This window comes from Novosphingobium sp. ERW19 (assembly GCF_012641315.1).
Taxonomy (GTDB): Bacteria; Pseudomonadota; Alphaproteobacteria; order Sphingomonadales; family Sphingomonadaceae; genus Novosphingobium.
On the sequence record NZ_JABAIC010000002.1, the window covers coordinates 197032 to 213369 of the forward strand.

Sequence of the window (16338 nt, forward strand, 5' to 3'; positions counted from 1 at the left end):
GCTGCTGTCAGGCTGCGAGTGCGAGAAGGCGCGGCGCAGTCTGGCGACGGCGTGCCATGGCGAGGCCGACGAGTCCGATGCCAAACAGGCCCAGCATGCCCGGCTCGGGAACAGGTGTACCGCCCGTAGATCCGCCCGTGCTGCTCAGCGTGCCCGATCCGCTGGCCGAGCTGATGCCCGGTACGCCGCTGATCGACTGGTAGCGCACATAGAAGTCGCTGAGCGTCAGCGAGCTGACCGGCTGCGAGAAGCTCAGCGTGAACGAACCGGTGCCGGTTTCGCCAAGCGTCAGACCGCCGCTGCCGCCGCCGGCACAGCTACCGGTCTGGGCATCCTTGAAGCACACGTCGACGGTGCCAATGCCGTTCGGATAGTTCGAGTTCAGCGTGGTGTACGAGAATGCACCGGTGCTGGCGGCCGACGAGATGGTGGGATCGGTGTTGAACGCAAAGCTCGAGATGCGCGAATCCGTCACCGGCGATGAGCTGGTGTTGGAAACGCTGTAGTCGAACGTATAGTCGTTGCCGGAGATGCCGGTCAGCTTGAACGTGGTCGAGCCGGTAAGGCCGTTGATCGTCGTCCCGCCGGAGAATCCGTCATAATTCAGCGTGAAGCTGTTGCCGATATCGCCCGAGCCGAGCGTAACGGAATCGGCAAAGGCAGGTGCGGCTGCCATCATTGCTGCGCTGGCAGCGAGGCCCGCGAGAACTTTTCTGAAGGTCATCGAAACTGCTCCCCTGAACCGAAATTCGGTTAATTGTCAGGAAAGCAATCACTGTGCCAATTACGGATTTCAGCCATTTGTAATGATTAACAACGTCGCGGGCGTAAGATTTCTCGACAGGCGCGGGCGTTGAATATGCCCCGCTTTCACCAAAGATTCAGCGGTGCATGGCATCTAACGCTCATGACGTCCCGCCTAGCACTTGCCCTCCTTCTTGCCCTCACTGGTTGCGGTGATGATGCCGCTGATCGTTTGGCTCGCGCAAAACGTGAGATTGCGGGAATGGAACTGGGCGCAGCCAAGGTTGACCTCACGGCGGCTCTGGCCGAAGCTGGTGACGATCCGGCAATTCTTCGCATGCTTGCTTCAGTGCAGCTCCGGTTGGGCGATGGCGAGGGAGCAACCGCCACGGCCTCACGCTTGGAACGCTCGGGCGGATCACAGGCCGAATTGTCGCTGATCCGTGCCGAGGCGGCCGTCTTGCGTGGCAATGTGGACGAGGCGCTGGCACTTCTCGGGCAGGATGCGTCGTCTGCCGCAGAGCGGGTCAGGGCCGCCGCGTTGTCTGTCAAGGGAGACTCAGCGGGCGCGTTCGCTGCCTTGCAGCGGGGCGCAGCAGCGGGGGGCGATGCGCTTCTCCTTCGCGACTATGCGCGCTTCCTCATCACAGCGCAGGATCTCGACGCGGCATCACGGCAGGTCGAAGCTCTGTCGAAGTTGGATGCAGGGGCATTCGATGCATCGCTGATCGGCGCTGACATCGCTGTAAGACGGGGCAAATTTGCAGTAGCGCACGCAATTCTCGAACAGATGGCCGAGAAGTATCCGCGCGTGCCCGACCCATGGATTGCAAGGGCAAACGCTTTCGATCTTCAGGGCAAGGTCGACGATGCGCTGGCCATGACTTCGCGGGCCGCTGCGATTGCGCCAGATGATCCGCGCGTGCAGGATCTGCAGGTGCAGTTTGCGTCGATGAAAGGCGAATGGGAAAAGGTTCGTTCGCTGCTGGCAAAGCAGGAGCGGGATCTTGATCCCCTGTCCGCCAACGGGCTCAGCTATGCCGAGGCGATGTTGCGGACCGGACATCCCGAACAGGCCAGAGCGATGTTCCAAAGGGCACTGACGCGGTCGCCGAACAATCCTTTTGCCCGCATCATGCTGGCCGAAGCGCAACTGGCGACCGGAGATTCGCTTGCCGCTTTCGGAACGGTACGGCCTCTTGCCGACAGCCAGCTGGCTGGTCCGCGCGAGCTCGAGCTGGCGGCAAAGGCGGCCGAGGCAGCGGGTCTTGTTGATGCAGCGCTGCTGCGCGCGCGGTTGCGTGCCGCCCAGGCGGGACAGATCAAGACATTGGCAGCTGAGGGTCAGGCGGCATTGGCGCGTGAAGATTGGAGTGCCGCTGCGGAGGCCTATGCGCAGCTCGCGCATTCAGGTGACGACGCAGAAGTCCTCAAGCGACTGGCGCTTGCCCTCAGCCATGTCGGGAAAGGCGAGGAAGCGATCAAGGCTGCGGACAAGGCTCGCGCCTTGCGTCCCGATGATCCTGATACGTTGTACATGGCAGGCTTGGTCCGCGCCCGGGCTGGAAGGGATATGCCCACGGCAATCGACCTGCTTCGCAAGGCAAGTTCGGCCGAGCCGACCAACGCCGTATTTCGCAGCACTTTGGCCCGCTATCAGGCGCAGACCGGCACCTGATAGCGGGATAGCGTCAGGCGCGGGGCTTGTTCTTGCGCGAGCGTGCAAAACCGATGCCGAGCAGGCCGAGAGTCATCATGCCCAGCATGCCCGGCTCCGGCACTGCCGTACCGCCCGAAGTGGTGGTCGTGCCGCCCGAGGTCGTCGTGGTGCCCCCCGACGTAGTGGTGGTGCCGCCCGAAGTCGTTGTGGTGCCCCCCGAAGTGGTGGTCGTACCACCTGAAGATGTCGTGCCCCCGCAGAGCGAGGAACCGCCGCTGTGCCCACAGTTGCAATAGTGCTTGTGCGTAAGCCACCAGGTCGCGTTTGCCGGCGAAGCGGCAGACAGGCCCGCAGTCGCTGCAATGGCGATGGCGATTGAGCGAATGTTCATGTTAACCCCCGTTGGTTAATTGCAGTCTGCACCTTGCTAAGCAAAACCGGTGCCAACTTCATATTTACAGGGCGTGGCGTGGTTAACGGCCTTTGGGCCGACGGAAGATGTAAAGAGGGACGACGGAATGTGTTTCCCGTTTGTTTCCAGACAATCACCCCTTCTGCCGCATGGCAACGTCGTTCATGAAACGAACGTCATCTTTCGAAGCAAGCCAGCCCGCTTCAGAAGCAATGGCTCCCAGCATCTCGATCAGGTCATCCTGCTCTGCCTTGGCAAATCCGCCCAGCACATACCCGGTTACGCGGTCCTTGTGCCCAGGATGGCCGATGCCGAGCCTTACGCGCCGGAAATCGGCCCCCAGATGCTGATCTATCGAGCGCAGGCCATTGTGGCCGGCCGTGCCGCCGCCCTGCTTCACCTTCACTTTGAATGGCGCAAGATCGAGCTCGTCATGAAACACCGTCAATGCGTCCATGCCCAGCTTGTAGAAGCGCATCGCTTCGCCCACGGATCGCCCGCTCTCATTCATGAAGGTCGCGGGCTTGAGCAGCAGGACCTTGTGGTTGCCAATCCGGCCTTCCTGCAGCCAGCCCTGAAACTTCTTCTGCACCGGCCCGAAGTTGTGGACCTCGGCGATCGTGTCGAGCGCCATGAAGCCGACATTGTGGCGATGGAGCGCATATTGCGGTCCGGGATTACCGAGGCCAACCCAGAGTTGCATGTGCGTGGGGTTCCTTCGTTCGATAGTGCTTGAGCGGCGAGCATGCCCACCCCGTCCGACTAAGCCTTGCTGCGCAAGGCCAAGTCTCCCGGCCCTCCCGCTTGCGGGAGGGCCGGGAGAGCACTTATACCCCTCCCGCAGGCGGCAGGGCACCATCTTCTTCACCCCTCCCGCAGGCGGGAGGGGTTGGGGGTGGGCATGGGCATAGCGCAAACCCGTCACCCAAAAAAGAACCCCTCCCGCGCGCAGCGAAAGGGGTATCTCTTTAGCGCGCCTGCCGGAGCAGGGCCAAGTGGGGCTATCAGCCCTCCTTGGTGGTGTCGCCTTCTTCGCTCTTCAGCGAGGAGGGGGCCACGATCGTCGCGATCGTGAAATCGCGGTCCGAGATCGCGGGCTTCACGCCTGCGGGCAGGGTGACGGCGCTGATGTGGATCGAATCGCCAACTTCGTAGCCGGCAACGTCAACGATGATGTCGTCGGGGATCGCGTCAGGAGCGCAGATCATTTCCAGCTCGTGACGGACGACGTTGAGGATGCCGCCCTTCTTGAGGCCCGGCGACTTCTCTTCGTTGATGAAGGCCACCGGCACGTCCACGTGCACGACCGAGTCCTTCGAAACGCGCAGGAAGTCTGCGTGCTGCGGACGGTCGGTCACCGGGTGGAAGGCGACGTCCTTGGGGAGGGTGCGGATGGTCTTGCCACCGACAGTGAGCTCGACGACCGAGTTGAAGAAGTGGCCGGTGCCCAGCGCCTTGTTCAGCGCCTTTTCTTCAAGGTGGATCGCGATGGGTTCTTCGTTGCCGCCGTAGATCACGGCGGGGGTGCGGCCTTCGCGACGCAGAACACGGGAGGCTCCCTTGCCAGCCCGTTCGCGCGTCTCGGCCGACAGATGCAGCGTTTCGCTCATTGTCAGTACCTTCAGCTGAGTTAATCACACTTCCTCCGCCACGCCTCCAGGGATGACCATGACAGGGAAGCGGCGGCCCTTAGCGGGTTTGGGCGGAAATGCAAGGAATCAATGGAAGCTCAAGGCACCCGCCTGATCGTCCACCCACGCGCCATCATCAGGCGCTGCAAGCTGTCAGACCCCGCCAGATGCGCCGCGCCTACTGCCACGAAGGGCTTGGCACCCCCCTTCAACATCGCGTCCAGCTGATCGGCCCAGTCCCGGTTGCGATCGGTCAGCAGCGCCTGATGCAGGCCGGCGTCGGCCAGAAACCCCTCATTCGCCTCGCGTGCAATCCCAAGGTCATCGCCCTTGAGCCACAGCGCGACCATGTCGGCTTCCTCGTCCTTGTCGCTCGCCGCCTCGACCGTCACTTCCTGCAACAACACTTGTTGCTGGCGTGCGGGCAGGGCGTCGAACACGCCGAACTGGCTGTGGATCGTCTCGAACCCGGCAACGGGCTTGTTTCCGGCCAGCTTGCGCAAGGCAGGTTCTGCCCCGCTGTCCGGATCGGCCCCGGCCTTCTGCCCGGCAATCGCCGCCAGTTGCAGCGCCACCGCCCAGCTTTCGGTATCGGCAAAGTCCGCATCCGACAGGCCCAGCTTGCGATAGACCTCGGCCAACTTGTCTCGGTACGCCGGGGCAAGCCGCTGCGAAGGCGGGGGCAGGCCTTCCGTCCCCGCCAGATCCGCCAACGCCTCGCCCGCCACCGTCTGGTTCAGCGGCTCGGCAATCTCCAGCACCAGCCGATCCGCCTTGGCCAACGCCTCGCCGATGGCAGGCCGCAACCATTGCGTTTCCGGCGGCAAGGCGTGGACGGTGCCGAACATATATCCCCGCACCGTCCCGGTCTTGTCCTCGATCTGCCACAGCGCCACGCGTGTGTCCGGCGCAGGGGCAGGCTTGCCACGCTCGATCCAGGCAACGGCCATGCCCAGCAGCAATGCCGGTATCACTGCCCACAACAGGCGCGGGAGGTAGCGCAACAGCTGCATCATTGGACGCGGGTGCTGACCACGCCCTGCTGTTTCAGCACATCCTGCACGCTGTTCACACCGGCGAGATGCCCGGCGCCCACAGCGATGAACACGGTCCCTGGCTGTTCGAGCCGCTTGCGGACCCACGAGGCCCAGTTGCGATTGCGCTGGTAGAGCAGGGCTTCAGCCAGCTCCGGATCGTCCATGTTCTCGTTCATCAGCTTGCCCAGACCTTCAGGGTCACCCGTGCCCCACTCGTCGGTCATCGAACCGATGATGGCAAAGCTCTTGTCGAAATCGCGTACCGCTTCGCCAAGAAACTTGAGCTGCGCCTCGCGCGGCAACTGGTCGAACAGGCCAAGTTGGAAGTCGACCGTTTCGAGCGCGCCGAGCTTTTTGCCCTTGGCCACTGCGGTCTTGCGCAGCACAGCCTCCGCGCCGCTGTCGGCGCCGTAACCCGCCATGGCATAGGGCATGACGCCCAGCGTGATCCCGGCAAGCCATGGCTCGAGCGGATCGAAGGCCTCCGCCGGTATCTTCAGCTTCGTCAGCAGCGCTTCATAGGCCGCACGGTCGTTATCGTTCATCAACGAACGCAGGGTTTCCCCCTTCAGCAGTCCGATGGCCATGACGGACTTCTGCTGTTCGGCTGCCGGAATCTCCGGAATCTCGGTGACGAGTTCTTCCGAGCCATCCAGCGCTTGCCCGATCGGCCCGTCCAGCCAGACCAGGCCCTTCGGCAGAGCATGGATCGTGCCGAACAGGTAGATGGTGGTGTCGGCATCGGCCACTTTCCACAACGCAGGCTTCAACTGCCTTGGCGCAGGTGCCTCCGCTGCAGGCTTGGCAGCAGGCGCCTCGGCTTGGACCGTTCCGGCAAAGGCGAAGGCGGCGAGGGCGACCGTGGCGGCGAATGTACGATAGGCGCGTTTCATCATCAGGCTCCTTGTGCCCGTAAACAGGTTGCAGGGAAATGAAGGTGTGAAGGTGCGGCGTCAGAGATGGCGCTGGCGGAACCAGACCACACCCCAAATCGCCATGGTGGCAAGGTAGATCGCCATTCCATCAACCGGCGGCAGAAACCCGCCGCGATGGCCCAGCCACCAGATCGGCGCTGCGGCGCTGTAGAAGTAGAGCGCGATCAACGCCCCGGTGCGATAGGATTGCTCCTCGTGCTCGTCGATGTTGCGGTGCCAGAACCACGTGATCGGCGCGATCACCAGCACGATGATGGCGATAAGTGCGGCAGCAACGCTCGGCTGCAGAGGCCCGGCGGCCACATCAAATGGCTGGCTGTGCACGTCGCCCGCCACGCTCATCCACATCCCCAGGACGAGGCCGATACCGCTTGCCGCTATGGCGCTGATCGTTGCGCGACGGGCGCGAGGCGTGAGTGGACCATTCTCGCGATAATACCGGCGCGCACTGACCCAGGCGAACCAGAATGCGGCCAGGGTCAGGGCGGCAAACACGCCCATGATCACCCATCCGATCGGCTTGACCGGCTCTCCCTTGCCAAGCGCGCCGATCAGGCCAGCCGCCGCGCCGGAGAAGAACACAGCCGCCACCGTCGCGCCAAACATGCGCATGGCAAGAGTGCCAAGGCTCATGGCCGGCGGGTCAGTCTGATCGTCAGTCATGTTGGAAACCATCATCGAAGATCTCCTCGATACGAAGCTGGAACAAGCGCGCGATGCGGAAGGCAAGGGGGAGTGAAGGGTCGTGCTTGCCCGTCTCGATCGCGTTCACCGCCTGGCGCGACACGTCGAGTTTCATGGCAAGATCGGCCTGGCTCCATTGTCGCTCGGCGCGCAAAACTCTCAATCGGTTGTTCATGTCATGCTCACCTGTCCATATGTCAGGTTATGCTGACAATATGTCGCGATTCACTGACTGTGTCAAGAAGACCTGACATGGCGGCCGACGTGGTGGTTCCCGGTTGATTTGGCGGCCCTCATCGGCCAAAGCCGCGCGACCATGGCCGACACAAAACTCATGCCTCCCCGCGCCCCCCTGAGCCTGCAGGACATGATCCTGCGCCTCCACGCTTTCTGGAGCGAACAGGGCTGCCTGATCCTTCAGCCTTATGACATGCGCATGGGGGCAGGGACCTTCCACACCGCCACCACCCTGCGCGCTCTGGGGCCAGAGCCATGGAATGCTGCCTTCGTGCAGCCCTGCCGCCGTCCGACCGACGGCCGCTATGGCGAAAACCCCAATCGCCTGCAGCACTATTACCAGTATCAGGTTATCCTGAAGCCGAGCCCGGAGAACCTTCAGGAGCTTTACCTCCAGAGCCTCGTCGAGATCGGCATCGACCCGCTGGTTCACGACATCCGCTTCGTCGAGGACGACTGGGAATCCCCGACATTGGGCGCATGGGGCCTCGGCTGGGAAGTCTGGTGCGATGGCATGGAAGTCACCCAGTTCACCTATTTCCAGCAGATGGGCGGCTTCGATTGCAAGCCCGTCGCGGGCGAGCTGACCTACGGCCTCGAACGCCTCGCCATGTACATCCAGGGCGTCGACAACGTCTACGACCTCAAGTTCAACAACCACGGCGTTACCTACGGCGATGTGTTTCTCGAAAACGAGAAGCAGATGTCGAAGTGGAACTTCGAGGTTGCCGACACTGACAGCCTGTTCGAAGGGTTCCGCCGCGCCGAGGAAGAGTGCAAGCGCAGCCTCGAAGCTGGCGTGCCCATCGCCGCTTACGAGCAGGCGATCGAAGCCAGCCACCTGTTCAACCTGTTGCAGGCGCGCGGCGTGATCTCGGTGCAGGAACGCGCCAGCTACATGGGCCGCGTTCGCGATCTCGCCCGCGGTTCGTGCGAGGCCTACATGGAAAAGAACGCCGATCAGTGGGCGGCCAAGTATCCGGAGTGGAGCAAGTGACCGATTTCCTTCTCGAACTGCGCAGTGAGGAAATCCCGGCCCGCATGCAGGCAGGTGCCCGCGCCGATCTCGAAAAGCTGTTCCGCAAGCAGTTGGACGCCGCTGGCCTCAAGGCTGGCGAGATTACCGTCTGGTCCACCCCGCGCCGCCTCGCCTTGATCGCTCGAGATCTGCCATTGGCGACCGAGGCCGTGTCCGAGGAAACCAAAGGCCCGAAGACCTCAGCGCCTGAACAGGCGCTCGAAGGCTTCCTGCGCAAGACCGGGCTCACCAAGGACCAGTTGACCGAGCGTGATGGCGTTTGGTTCGCCGTCACCGAAAAGCCCGGCCGCGCCACAAAGGACGTGCTCGCCGAAGCCATCCCCGCGATCATCCGCGCCTTCCCCTGGCCCAAGAGCCAGCGCTGGGGCGCAGCCTCGCTCTCCACCGAAAGCCTGCGCTGGGTGCGCCCGCTCTCCGGCATCGTCGCCATCCTCGGCGAAGATCTGGTCGAGTGTGAGATTGGTGGCATCAAGTCTGGTTACGCCACGCTCGGCCATCGCTTCCATCACGCGGGCGAGATCACCATCGGTGGGGCGAGCGATTACGCCGAAAAGCTCCGCGCCTGCCACGTCATCGTCGACCATGTCGAGCGCGAGGCGCTGGTGCGCGAAAAGGCCAAGGCTGCCGCAGAGGCCGCCGGTCTCGTGCTGGTCGAGGACGAAGGTCTGGTGATCGAGAACGCCGGCCTCACCGAATGGCCGGTCCCGCTGCTCGGCCGCTTTGACGAAGCCTTCCTCGACGTGCCGCCCGAGGTCATCCAGCTGACCGCGCGCGTCAACCAGAAGTACTTCATCTGCCGCGACAGCGCCGGAAAGCTAGCCAACGCCTTCGTCTGCACCGCCAACATCGAGGCCAAGGACGGCGGCGCCGCCATCGTCGACGGCAACCGCAAGGTCCTCGCCGCGCGCCTGTCCGATGCCCGCTTCTTCTGGGAGCAGGACAATAAGAAGCCGCTGGCCGAGCAGGCCCAGAAGCTCTCGCGGATCACCTTCCACGAAAAGCTCGGGACCGTCGCCGACAAGGTCGAACGCGTCGCCAAGCTGGCCCGCTGGCTGGTTGAAGAGGCCATCGTAAAGCCCTCTCCCCTTGAGGGGAGAGGGTTGGGAGAGGGGGAGGTGCGCGCCGCCCTCGCAGACCAGGCCGAACTCGCCGCCCGCCTGTGCAAGGCCGATCTCGTCACCGAGATGGTCGGCGAATTTCCCGAACTCCAGGGCCTGATGGGCGGCTACTACGCCCGCGCCGAAGGCCTGCCGGATAACGTAGCCGACGCCATCCGCGATCACTATAAGCCCGTGGGGCAGGGCGATGAAGTGCCCACCGCGCCGGTGACGGTGGCCGTGGCGCTGGCGGACAAGCTGGATACGCTGGTTGGCTTCTTCCTGATTGATCAGCGCCCCACAGGATCGCGCGACCCATTTGCACTTCGACGTGCGGCTCTTGGCGTGCTCGAACTTCTCAACCGGGGTTCTCTGCGCGTCTCGATGTGGAAGGCGATTGCGAAGGCTCTTGCCGGATTCACGAAGCAGCTTGTTTCCGACGACATGTCGGAAGCTTCCTATGAAGCTTTCCAAACAAACCAAAAGGCAGTGTTCACAACACTTCCTGACTTCTTCGCCGACCGCCTCAAAGTCCAGCAACGCGAAGCAGGCGTCCGCCATGACCTGATCGACGCCGTGTTCGCGCTCGGTGGCGAGGACGATCTCGTTCGCCTGCTCGCCCGCGTCCACGCCCTGCAGGCCTTCGTCGGCACCGAGGATGGCGCCAACCTGCTGGCAGGCTACAAGCGCGCCGCGAACATCCTCAAGAAGGAAGGCTTCGCCGCCAACCCCAACGCCGGGTCCGAAGGCGAGGGCGTCGTGCCCCCAACTGGCGAGGAAGACCCGCTTGTGCTGGTCGATGATCCCGCGCTCGAAGGTGTCGCGGCGCAGTTTGCGCATCCCGAATGCAACTATGCCCGCGAGCCTGCCGAACAGGCACTGGTCGATGCGCTGAACTCGGCGGAACCGCAGGCCACTGGCGCGATTGCTGCAGAAGATTTCACTGCAGCGATGGCGGCACTGGCCACCCTGCGCGGCCCGATCGATGCGTTTTTTGATCAGGTGACAGTCAATGACGCGGACGCGAACAAACGGACAAGCCGTCTCTCGCTGCTTGACCGTTTCCGTGCTGCAGTGCACAAAGTTGCGGACTTTTCGCGCATAGAAGGCTAAGAGCGGGCCGACTCCGGGCCCGTTCCGGCAAGAACAAGCACACGCAGGGAGCCTCGTTGGCGGCATGAGCGCATACGTATTCCATTTCGGCGGCGGCGCATCGTCTTCGGACGCGCGGGCCAAGGACAAGACTATCGTTGGCGGCAAGGGCGCGAACCTTGCGGAAATGGCCGGGATCGGTCTGCCGGTGCCCCCGGGCTTCACCATCAGCACCGAAGTCTGCACCGCCTACAATGCGAGCGGCAAGACTTTCGACGATGCCTTGCGTGCAGGCGTCGCCAATGGCGTTGCGCATATCGAGAAGGCCACCGGCCGCACCTTCGGCGATGCGACGAACCCGCTGCTCGTCTCGGTCCGCTCGGGCGCGCGCGTCTCGATGCCGGGCATGATGGACACCGTCCTCAACCTCGGCCTCAATGACCAGACCGTCGAAGGCCTCGCCGCAGGCTCGGGCGATCCGCGCTTTGCCTGGGACAGCTACCGCCGCTTCATCCAGATGTATTCCGACGTGGTGCTCGGCCTCGACCATCACCGGTTCGAAGATGCCCTGGAAATCGTCAAGGAAGACAACGGCTTCTTCAACGATGTCGAACTCGGTGCAGAGCACTGGCAGGCGCTCGTCGGTGAATACAAGGCCATCGTCGAAGACCAGCTCGGCCGCCCGTTCCCGCAGGACGTCCACGAACAGCTCTGGGGTGCCATCGGCGCCGTGTTCGACTCCTGGGAGTCGGATCGCGCCAAGGTCTACCGCAAGCTCAACGACATCCCGCATGACTGGGGCACCGCCGTCAACGTGCAGGCGATGGTCTTCGGCAACATGGGTGATACCTCGGCCACCGGCGTCGCCTTCACCCGCGATCCCGCGACCGGCGAGAAGGCCTATTACGGCGAATGGCTGGTCAATGCCCAGGGCGAGGACGTCGTCGCCGGCATCCGTACCCCGCAGTACCTGACGCTCGCCGCGCGCGAACGGGCAGGGGCCAAGCCGCTGTCGATGGAAGAGGCGATGCCTGCGGCCTACGCCGAACTCGCCGCCGTCTTTGAACTGCTCGAAAAGCACTACAAGGACATGCAGGACATCGAGTTCACCGTCGAGCAGGGCAAGCTGTTCATGCTGCAAACCCGCTCGGGCAAGCGCACCGCCAAGGCCGCGCTCAAGATGGCGGTGGACATGGTGGCCGAGGGCCTGATCGACGAGGCGACCGCGATCAAGCGCATCGACCCGATGGCGCTCGACCAGCTGCTGCATCCCACGCTTGACCCGAAGGCTCCGCGCGATGTGCTGACCAAGGGCCTCCCCGCATCGCCGGGCGCGGCTTCGGGCGCAGTGGTGTTCGATGCCGATACCGCGCAGGCCCGCGCCGAGCGGGGCGACGCCGTGATTCTCGTCCGCGTCGAAACCTCGCCGGAAGACATCCATGGCATGCATGCCGCCAAGGGCATCCTCACCGCGCGTGGCGGCATGACCAGCCACGCCGCCGTGGTCGCGCGCGGCATGGGCCGGCCTTGCGTCTCGGGCGCCTCGGGCGTCTCGATCGACATGGCCAGCCGCACCGCCCGCATCGGCAACCGCGAGATCAAGGAGGGCGACGTGATCACCCTCGATGGCTCTAACGGCGACATCATGGCGGGCCTCGTGCCCACCGTGGAGCCGGAACTGGTGGGCGATTTCGGCACGCTGATGGTCTGGGCCGACAAGCACCGCCGGATGAAGGTGCGCACCAACGCGGAAACGCCGCTCGATTGCCAGGTCGCGCGCCAGTTCGGCGCCGAGGGCATCGGCCTGTGCCGCACCGAGCACATGTTCTTCGAAGCGGGTCGCATCAGCGCGGTGCGCCAGATGATCCTCGCCGAGGATGAGGCTGGCCGCCGCGCTGCCCTCGCCAAGCTGCTGCCCGAGCAGCGCAGCGACTTCCAGTCGATCTTCGAGGTCATGGCGGGTCTGCCCGTCACGATCCGCCTGCTCGATCCGCCGCTCCACGAGTTCCTCCCCCATGCTGACGCCGAGTTCGCGGAACTCGCCGAAGCCACCGGGCTTGGCGTCGAGCATCTCAAACGGCGCGCTGGCGAACTCCACGAATTCAATCCGATGCTCGGCCACCGCGGCTGCCGCCTCGGCATCACCTTCCCGGAAATCTACGAGATGCAGGCCCGCGCCATCTTCGAAGCGGCCTGCGACGTTGCCGAGAAGAGCGGCGACGCGCCAATCCCCGAAGTGATGATCCCGCTGGTCGCCACGCGCAAGGAGCTGGAAATACTGCGCGCGCTGGTTGACCGGGTCGCGCTTGAAGTCTTTGCCGAGAAGAGCCGGACTCTGGAGTATATGGTCGGCACCATGATCGAACTGCCGCGCGCTGCGCTGATGGCGGGCGAGATCGCCGAGGAGGCCAAGTTCTTCTCATTCGGTACCAATGACTTGACGCAGACGACCTTGGGCGTGAGCCGCGACGATGCCGCGCGCTTCCTCAACCCTTACGTCGACCAGGGCATCTACCCGCGTGACCCGTTCGTCAGCCTCGACATCGAAGGCGTCGGCCAACTCGTTGAATTGGCTGCAGAACGTGGCCGCAAGACGCGGCCTGACATCAAGCTCGGCATTTGTGGCGAACACGGCGGCGATCCGGCCTCGATCGCGTTTTGCGAGAAGACTGGCCTCGATTATGTCTCTGCCAGCCCCTATCGCGTGCCGATTGCACGGCTTGCAGCGGCGCAGGCGGCGTTGGGCTGATAACCTATCTGGAGTGTTTCCCCGGGGAAACACTCCAGCATGGCGTTCTCTTCAGTGGGTGGGCGCGCTCAAAACTTGGGCGGGCGTACCGCCTTTGCCCAGCCGCTCAGCGTCAAGATCTCGAACCGCTCGGTCACCTTGCCGTCCGCATCCCGGCGGGCATCGAAAGCCTCCTGCGCGCGAGCGCGAGCCGCTTTTCCCAGCGTGTTACCTGGGCGGGCGAGGCAATTGCCAAGGCCTTGCGCCCGCAAGTCTGCGATCATCCCGGCGAATGAGCGGAAGCGCACGTCGATGTGGTGGCTGTCGATCACCGGGTCGGCGAACCCGGCCCGCTGCAGCAGCTGCCCGCCGGCGCGGACATCGACTTGCGGATGGATGCGCGGGGAAGGGCGCTCGCCATCCGCTTCCAGCATGATCTGACGCAGAACCGGCAGCGATCCGGCGCCAAGGAAGCAGGCGATCATCAACCCGCCATCGGCAAGGGCACGGCGCAGGTGTACCAGTGCGCCCGGCAAGTCATTGACGGTATCGAGCGTGCCGAGGCTGGCGATGAAATCGTAACCGGCGGGCGCTGGGTAGGGCAGCTCTTCATCAACCAGGAGCTGTCCCAGCGCTGGATCGCGGCTGTCGACAGTCGCGCCCGCGGCCGCCAATGCCGCACTGATCGCGTTGGTCCAATCACCGATCATGAGCGCCCGACGGGGTTCGTGGCGGAGGAATGACAGGCGTTCGAGCACGTCCTCGACCATGTCGTCGATGACGTAGCGCGGTGCATCCGGAGCCGATTGCAGCTGGACCATGCGGCGGCGTACGGCATTCCGCCGATTTCGAGCAAAAATAACAGGGGGAGTAGTGGCCATTCCCGGGCAGTGCCCGTGTCCGCCGGTCTTGCCAAGAGGGGCGTTCGTGCGACGATGCAGCGATGCCAATGTCTGCCGCGCAGCTTTCCGCAGTGTTGACGCCAATCGTCGACTTCGTGTTCCCGCCGCGCTGCCCACTGTGTGGCAGCCCCGTCGCGGCGCATGGCGGGCTTTGCCTGGCATGTTGGGCCAAGATCGTCGTGCCCTCCGGCACCTGCTGCAAGCTGTGCCAGCGCCCGATGGGTGAACTTTATGGTGCAGAGGCAGAAATGGTCTGCGCGCCGTGCATGGCAGAGCCGCCCAAGCATTCCGGCATCGCCGCTGCCACGCTCTACAACGAACCTTCACGCGCGCTGGTGCTGGCTCTCAAGCATGGGCGGCGGATCGGGCTGGTGCCGATGATGGCGCGGATGATCCTGCCAAGGCTCGGCGGGCTTGAAGGAGACTGGCTCGTCGTGCCGGTGCCGCTCCACCGATGGCGGCTGATGCGGCGCGGGTTCAATCAGTCGGCCCTGCTGGCGCGGGAGCTGGCAAGGCTGACAGGCAAGCAACTGATGGTGGACGGACTTGTCCGCCCGAAGGCAACGCCGTCACTCGGCGGTCTCAATCGCAAGTCTCGCGCCCGGGTGTTGACCGGCGCAATCCAGCCAAATCCGCGCCTTGCACATCGCCTGACCGGAGCGCGTGTACTGTTGGTCGATGATGTGATGACCAGCGGCGCTACCACTGATGCCTGCATGGTGGCCCTGCGCCGTGCCAAGGTGGCAGAGGTGCGGATAGCCTGCTTTTCGCGCGTGCTTGACGAAGCTCTCGATGGTCTGCGCGTTTCGCCGGAGCCGGACGCATAGACTGAGGTGCGCCAGAAAAGGAAACGCCCGAAACCGAAGTTCCGGGCGCCCTCGTGACGAAATTGCGCGGAGTCCGCGTTGACCGCGATACCGACGGCCCCCTGACCGTCCCGCTTTTACCCTCACCATCCGGTCTCGCTTCGCGCGGCCCCTTTGGGCCTGCTGCGAGGCAGCCAACCGGCCCCTCATCAAGTGTCCCTGAACATTGGCGCTACGTCCACTGCCGCCCGGTTGCGGGCTGGCGGTTCAGTTCGCGGTTCCCTCAAACCGCTGAGCCTTAATCACCCATTCATGCTTCCGACGGAAGCGGATTGTGCGCGGTGTTATGGATTTTACCCGCCTGTGTGGTTATCCTGCAACAAATCCGCCACGAAGCGGCAATCCGGAAAAGGCAGCGACCACTTTGTCAACCACCAGCGACACCGCTTTGCGCGAGCAGGGCACTGAATTGATGCCGAAGTTCGACTCCAACGGGCTACTGACGGCTGTGGCGGTGGACCATGGCACGAATGCACTCCTGATGCTGGCGCACATGAATCGCGAAGCTCTGGATCAGACGCTGGAGACCGGCTTCGCACACTTCTTCTCTCGCTCGCGGGGGAAGCTGTGGATGAAGGGTGAAAGTTCTGGGCACGTGCTAAAGATCGTCGAGATTCGCGTGGATTGCGATCAAGACGCGCTGGAACTGCGTGTCGAGCCCGCAGGTCCTGCCTGCCACACGCTAGCGCCGACCTGCTTCTATCGCCGCATTACACCGGAAGGCTCTTTGCAACGCATCGTCGATTGACGCTTACGTAAAGGTTAGATAGCTTGGCGACATGTCACAGCATGCCGCCACAGCGACTCGCGATCCGTCTGCACAGAACGAGCACACCGGGCATCTCGATCAGCCCGATGCGCTCAAGCGTGACCAGTTCACTATTTCCGACCTCTCAGGCGAGTTCGGGGTGACGGCGCGCGCGTTGCGTTTCTACGAGGACGAAGGCCTGATTGCGCCCGAGCGTGTCGGTCTTTCGCGCATCTATTCCAAGCGGGACCGTGCGCGGCTCGCCTGGATCATGCGCGCCAAGAACGTGGGCTTCAGCCTCGCAGAAATCCGGGACATGATCGATCTTTACGACATGGGCGACGGCCGCGCGGAGCAGCGCCGCGTCACCATTGCCAAGTGTCGTGAGCGGATCGAGAACCTGCGTCGCCAACAGGCGGACATTGCTGCGACCATCGATGAGCTGACCAGCTTCGTCGATCTCGTCATCGCCAAGGAGCGGTCCGAAGGCCGCGATCCAACGGCCTGAAGGCCGAACGCTTAAAGG

The 16338-nt window shown here is 63.7% G+C and carries 16 protein-coding genes; 7 read left to right on the forward strand and 9 right to left on the reverse strand.

Features of this window, described 5'->3' with window-relative positions:
• Positions 1 to 7: 7 nt before the first annotated feature.
• On the reverse strand, positions 8 to 724 hold the full coding sequence (locus tag HGI46_RS04315; protein WP_168903249.1) for a cistern family PEP-CTERM protein: 717 nt from the start codon (positions 722 to 724) through the stop codon (positions 8 to 10).
• A gap of 252 nt (positions 725 to 976) precedes the next feature.
• On the opposite strand from HGI46_RS04315, the gene HGI46_RS04320 reads away from it, so the two are divergent.
• Entirely contained in the window at positions 977 to 2422 is a 1446-nt protein-coding gene (locus HGI46_RS04320; protein WP_206065533.1) for a tetratricopeptide repeat protein, read from the forward strand.
• A gap of 13 nt (positions 2423 to 2435) precedes the next feature.
• Here the strand turns inward: HGI46_RS04320 and HGI46_RS04325 are convergent, their stop codons facing one another.
• The 7 genes from HGI46_RS04325 to HGI46_RS04355 all read right to left on the reverse strand — a co-directional run bounded on the left by HGI46_RS04325 (position 2436) and on the right by HGI46_RS04355 (position 7278).
• Positions 2436 to 2795, reverse strand: a complete 360-nt coding sequence (locus HGI46_RS04325) for a PEP-CTERM sorting domain-containing protein (RefSeq protein ID WP_168903251.1) — start codon at positions 2793 to 2795, stop codon at positions 2436 to 2438.
• A 154-nt stretch (positions 2796 to 2949) separates the two neighbouring features.
• On the reverse strand, positions 2950 to 3519 hold the full coding sequence (pth, locus tag HGI46_RS04330; protein ID WP_168903252.1) for an aminoacyl-tRNA hydrolase: 570 nt from the start codon (positions 3517 to 3519) through the stop codon (positions 2950 to 2952).
• Positions 3520 to 3820: 301 nt separating this feature from the next.
• Positions 3821 to 4426: a 50S ribosomal protein L25/general stress protein Ctc gene (locus HGI46_RS04335; RefSeq protein ID WP_118073987.1), complete on the reverse strand. Its 606-nt coding sequence runs from the start codon at positions 4424 to 4426 to the stop codon at positions 3821 to 3823.
• Between the two features lie 119 nt (positions 4427 to 4545).
• Positions 4546 to 5463, reverse strand: a complete 918-nt coding sequence (locus HGI46_RS04340) for a TraB/GumN family protein (RefSeq protein ID WP_240946582.1) — start codon at positions 5461 to 5463, stop codon at positions 4546 to 4548.
• Positions 5460 to 6377: a TraB/GumN family protein gene (locus tag HGI46_RS04345; protein WP_118074784.1), complete on the reverse strand. Its 918-nt coding sequence runs from the start codon at positions 6375 to 6377 to the stop codon at positions 5460 to 5462. Before HGI46_RS04345 ends, HGI46_RS04340 begins: the two co-directional genes overlap by 4 nt.
• Before the next feature lie 60 nt (positions 6378 to 6437).
• Positions 6438 to 7097, reverse strand: coding sequence for a hypothetical protein (locus HGI46_RS04350; protein ID WP_168903253.1), 660 nt, complete (start codon positions 7095 to 7097; stop codon positions 6438 to 6440).
• Positions 7075 to 7278, reverse strand: coding sequence for a helix-turn-helix transcriptional regulator (locus tag HGI46_RS04355; protein WP_118073985.1), 204 nt, complete (start codon positions 7276 to 7278; stop codon positions 7075 to 7077). The genes HGI46_RS04350 and HGI46_RS04355 overlap by 23 nt, the downstream gene beginning before the upstream one ends.
• A 141-nt stretch (positions 7279 to 7419) precedes the next feature.
• Between HGI46_RS04355 and HGI46_RS04360 the strand changes: the two genes are divergently transcribed.
• From HGI46_RS04360 to ppdK, 3 genes are all read left to right on the forward strand, one after another.
• A complete protein-coding gene (locus HGI46_RS04360; protein WP_168903254.1) occupies positions 7420 to 8337 on the forward strand; it encodes a glycine--tRNA ligase subunit alpha in 918 nt (305 codons plus the stop codon).
• Positions 8334 to 10589 (forward strand): glycine--tRNA ligase subunit beta, encoded by a 2256-nt coding sequence (glyS, locus tag HGI46_RS04365; protein ID WP_168903255.1) that lies wholly within the window; start codon positions 8334 to 8336, stop codon positions 10587 to 10589. Before HGI46_RS04360 ends, glyS begins: the two co-directional genes overlap by 4 nt.
• Positions 10590 to 10653: 64 nt before the next feature.
• Positions 10654 to 13317 (forward strand): pyruvate, phosphate dikinase, encoded by a 2664-nt coding sequence (gene ppdK / locus HGI46_RS04370; RefSeq protein ID WP_168903256.1) that lies wholly within the window; start codon positions 10654 to 10656, stop codon positions 13315 to 13317.
• A gap of 68 nt (positions 13318 to 13385) precedes the next feature.
• Here ppdK and HGI46_RS04375 read toward each other — a convergent pair whose 3' ends face one another.
• Complete coding sequence (locus HGI46_RS04375; protein WP_168903257.1) at positions 13386 to 14177, reverse strand: class I SAM-dependent methyltransferase; 792 nt, start codon at positions 14175 to 14177, stop codon at positions 13386 to 13388.
• A 62-nt stretch (positions 14178 to 14239) separates the two neighbouring features.
• Between HGI46_RS04375 and HGI46_RS04380 the strand changes: the two genes are divergently transcribed.
• From HGI46_RS04380 to HGI46_RS04390, 3 genes are all read left to right on the forward strand, one after another.
• A complete protein-coding gene (locus HGI46_RS04380) occupies positions 14240 to 15025 on the forward strand; it encodes a ComF family protein (protein WP_168903258.1) in 786 nt (261 codons plus the stop codon).
• A gap of 451 nt (positions 15026 to 15476) precedes the next feature.
• Positions 15477 to 15812: a phosphoribosyl-AMP cyclohydrolase gene (hisI, locus tag HGI46_RS04385; protein ID WP_240946603.1), complete on the forward strand. Its 336-nt coding sequence runs from the start codon at positions 15477 to 15479 to the stop codon at positions 15810 to 15812.
• Between the two features lie 31 nt (positions 15813 to 15843).
• Positions 15844 to 16320 carry a MerR family DNA-binding transcriptional regulator gene (locus HGI46_RS04390; protein WP_205525190.1) on the forward strand — a complete coding sequence of 159 codons (477 nt, stop codon included), beginning with the start codon at positions 15844 to 15846 and terminating at the stop codon, positions 16318 to 16320.
• Positions 16321 to 16338 lie beyond the last annotated feature (18 nt).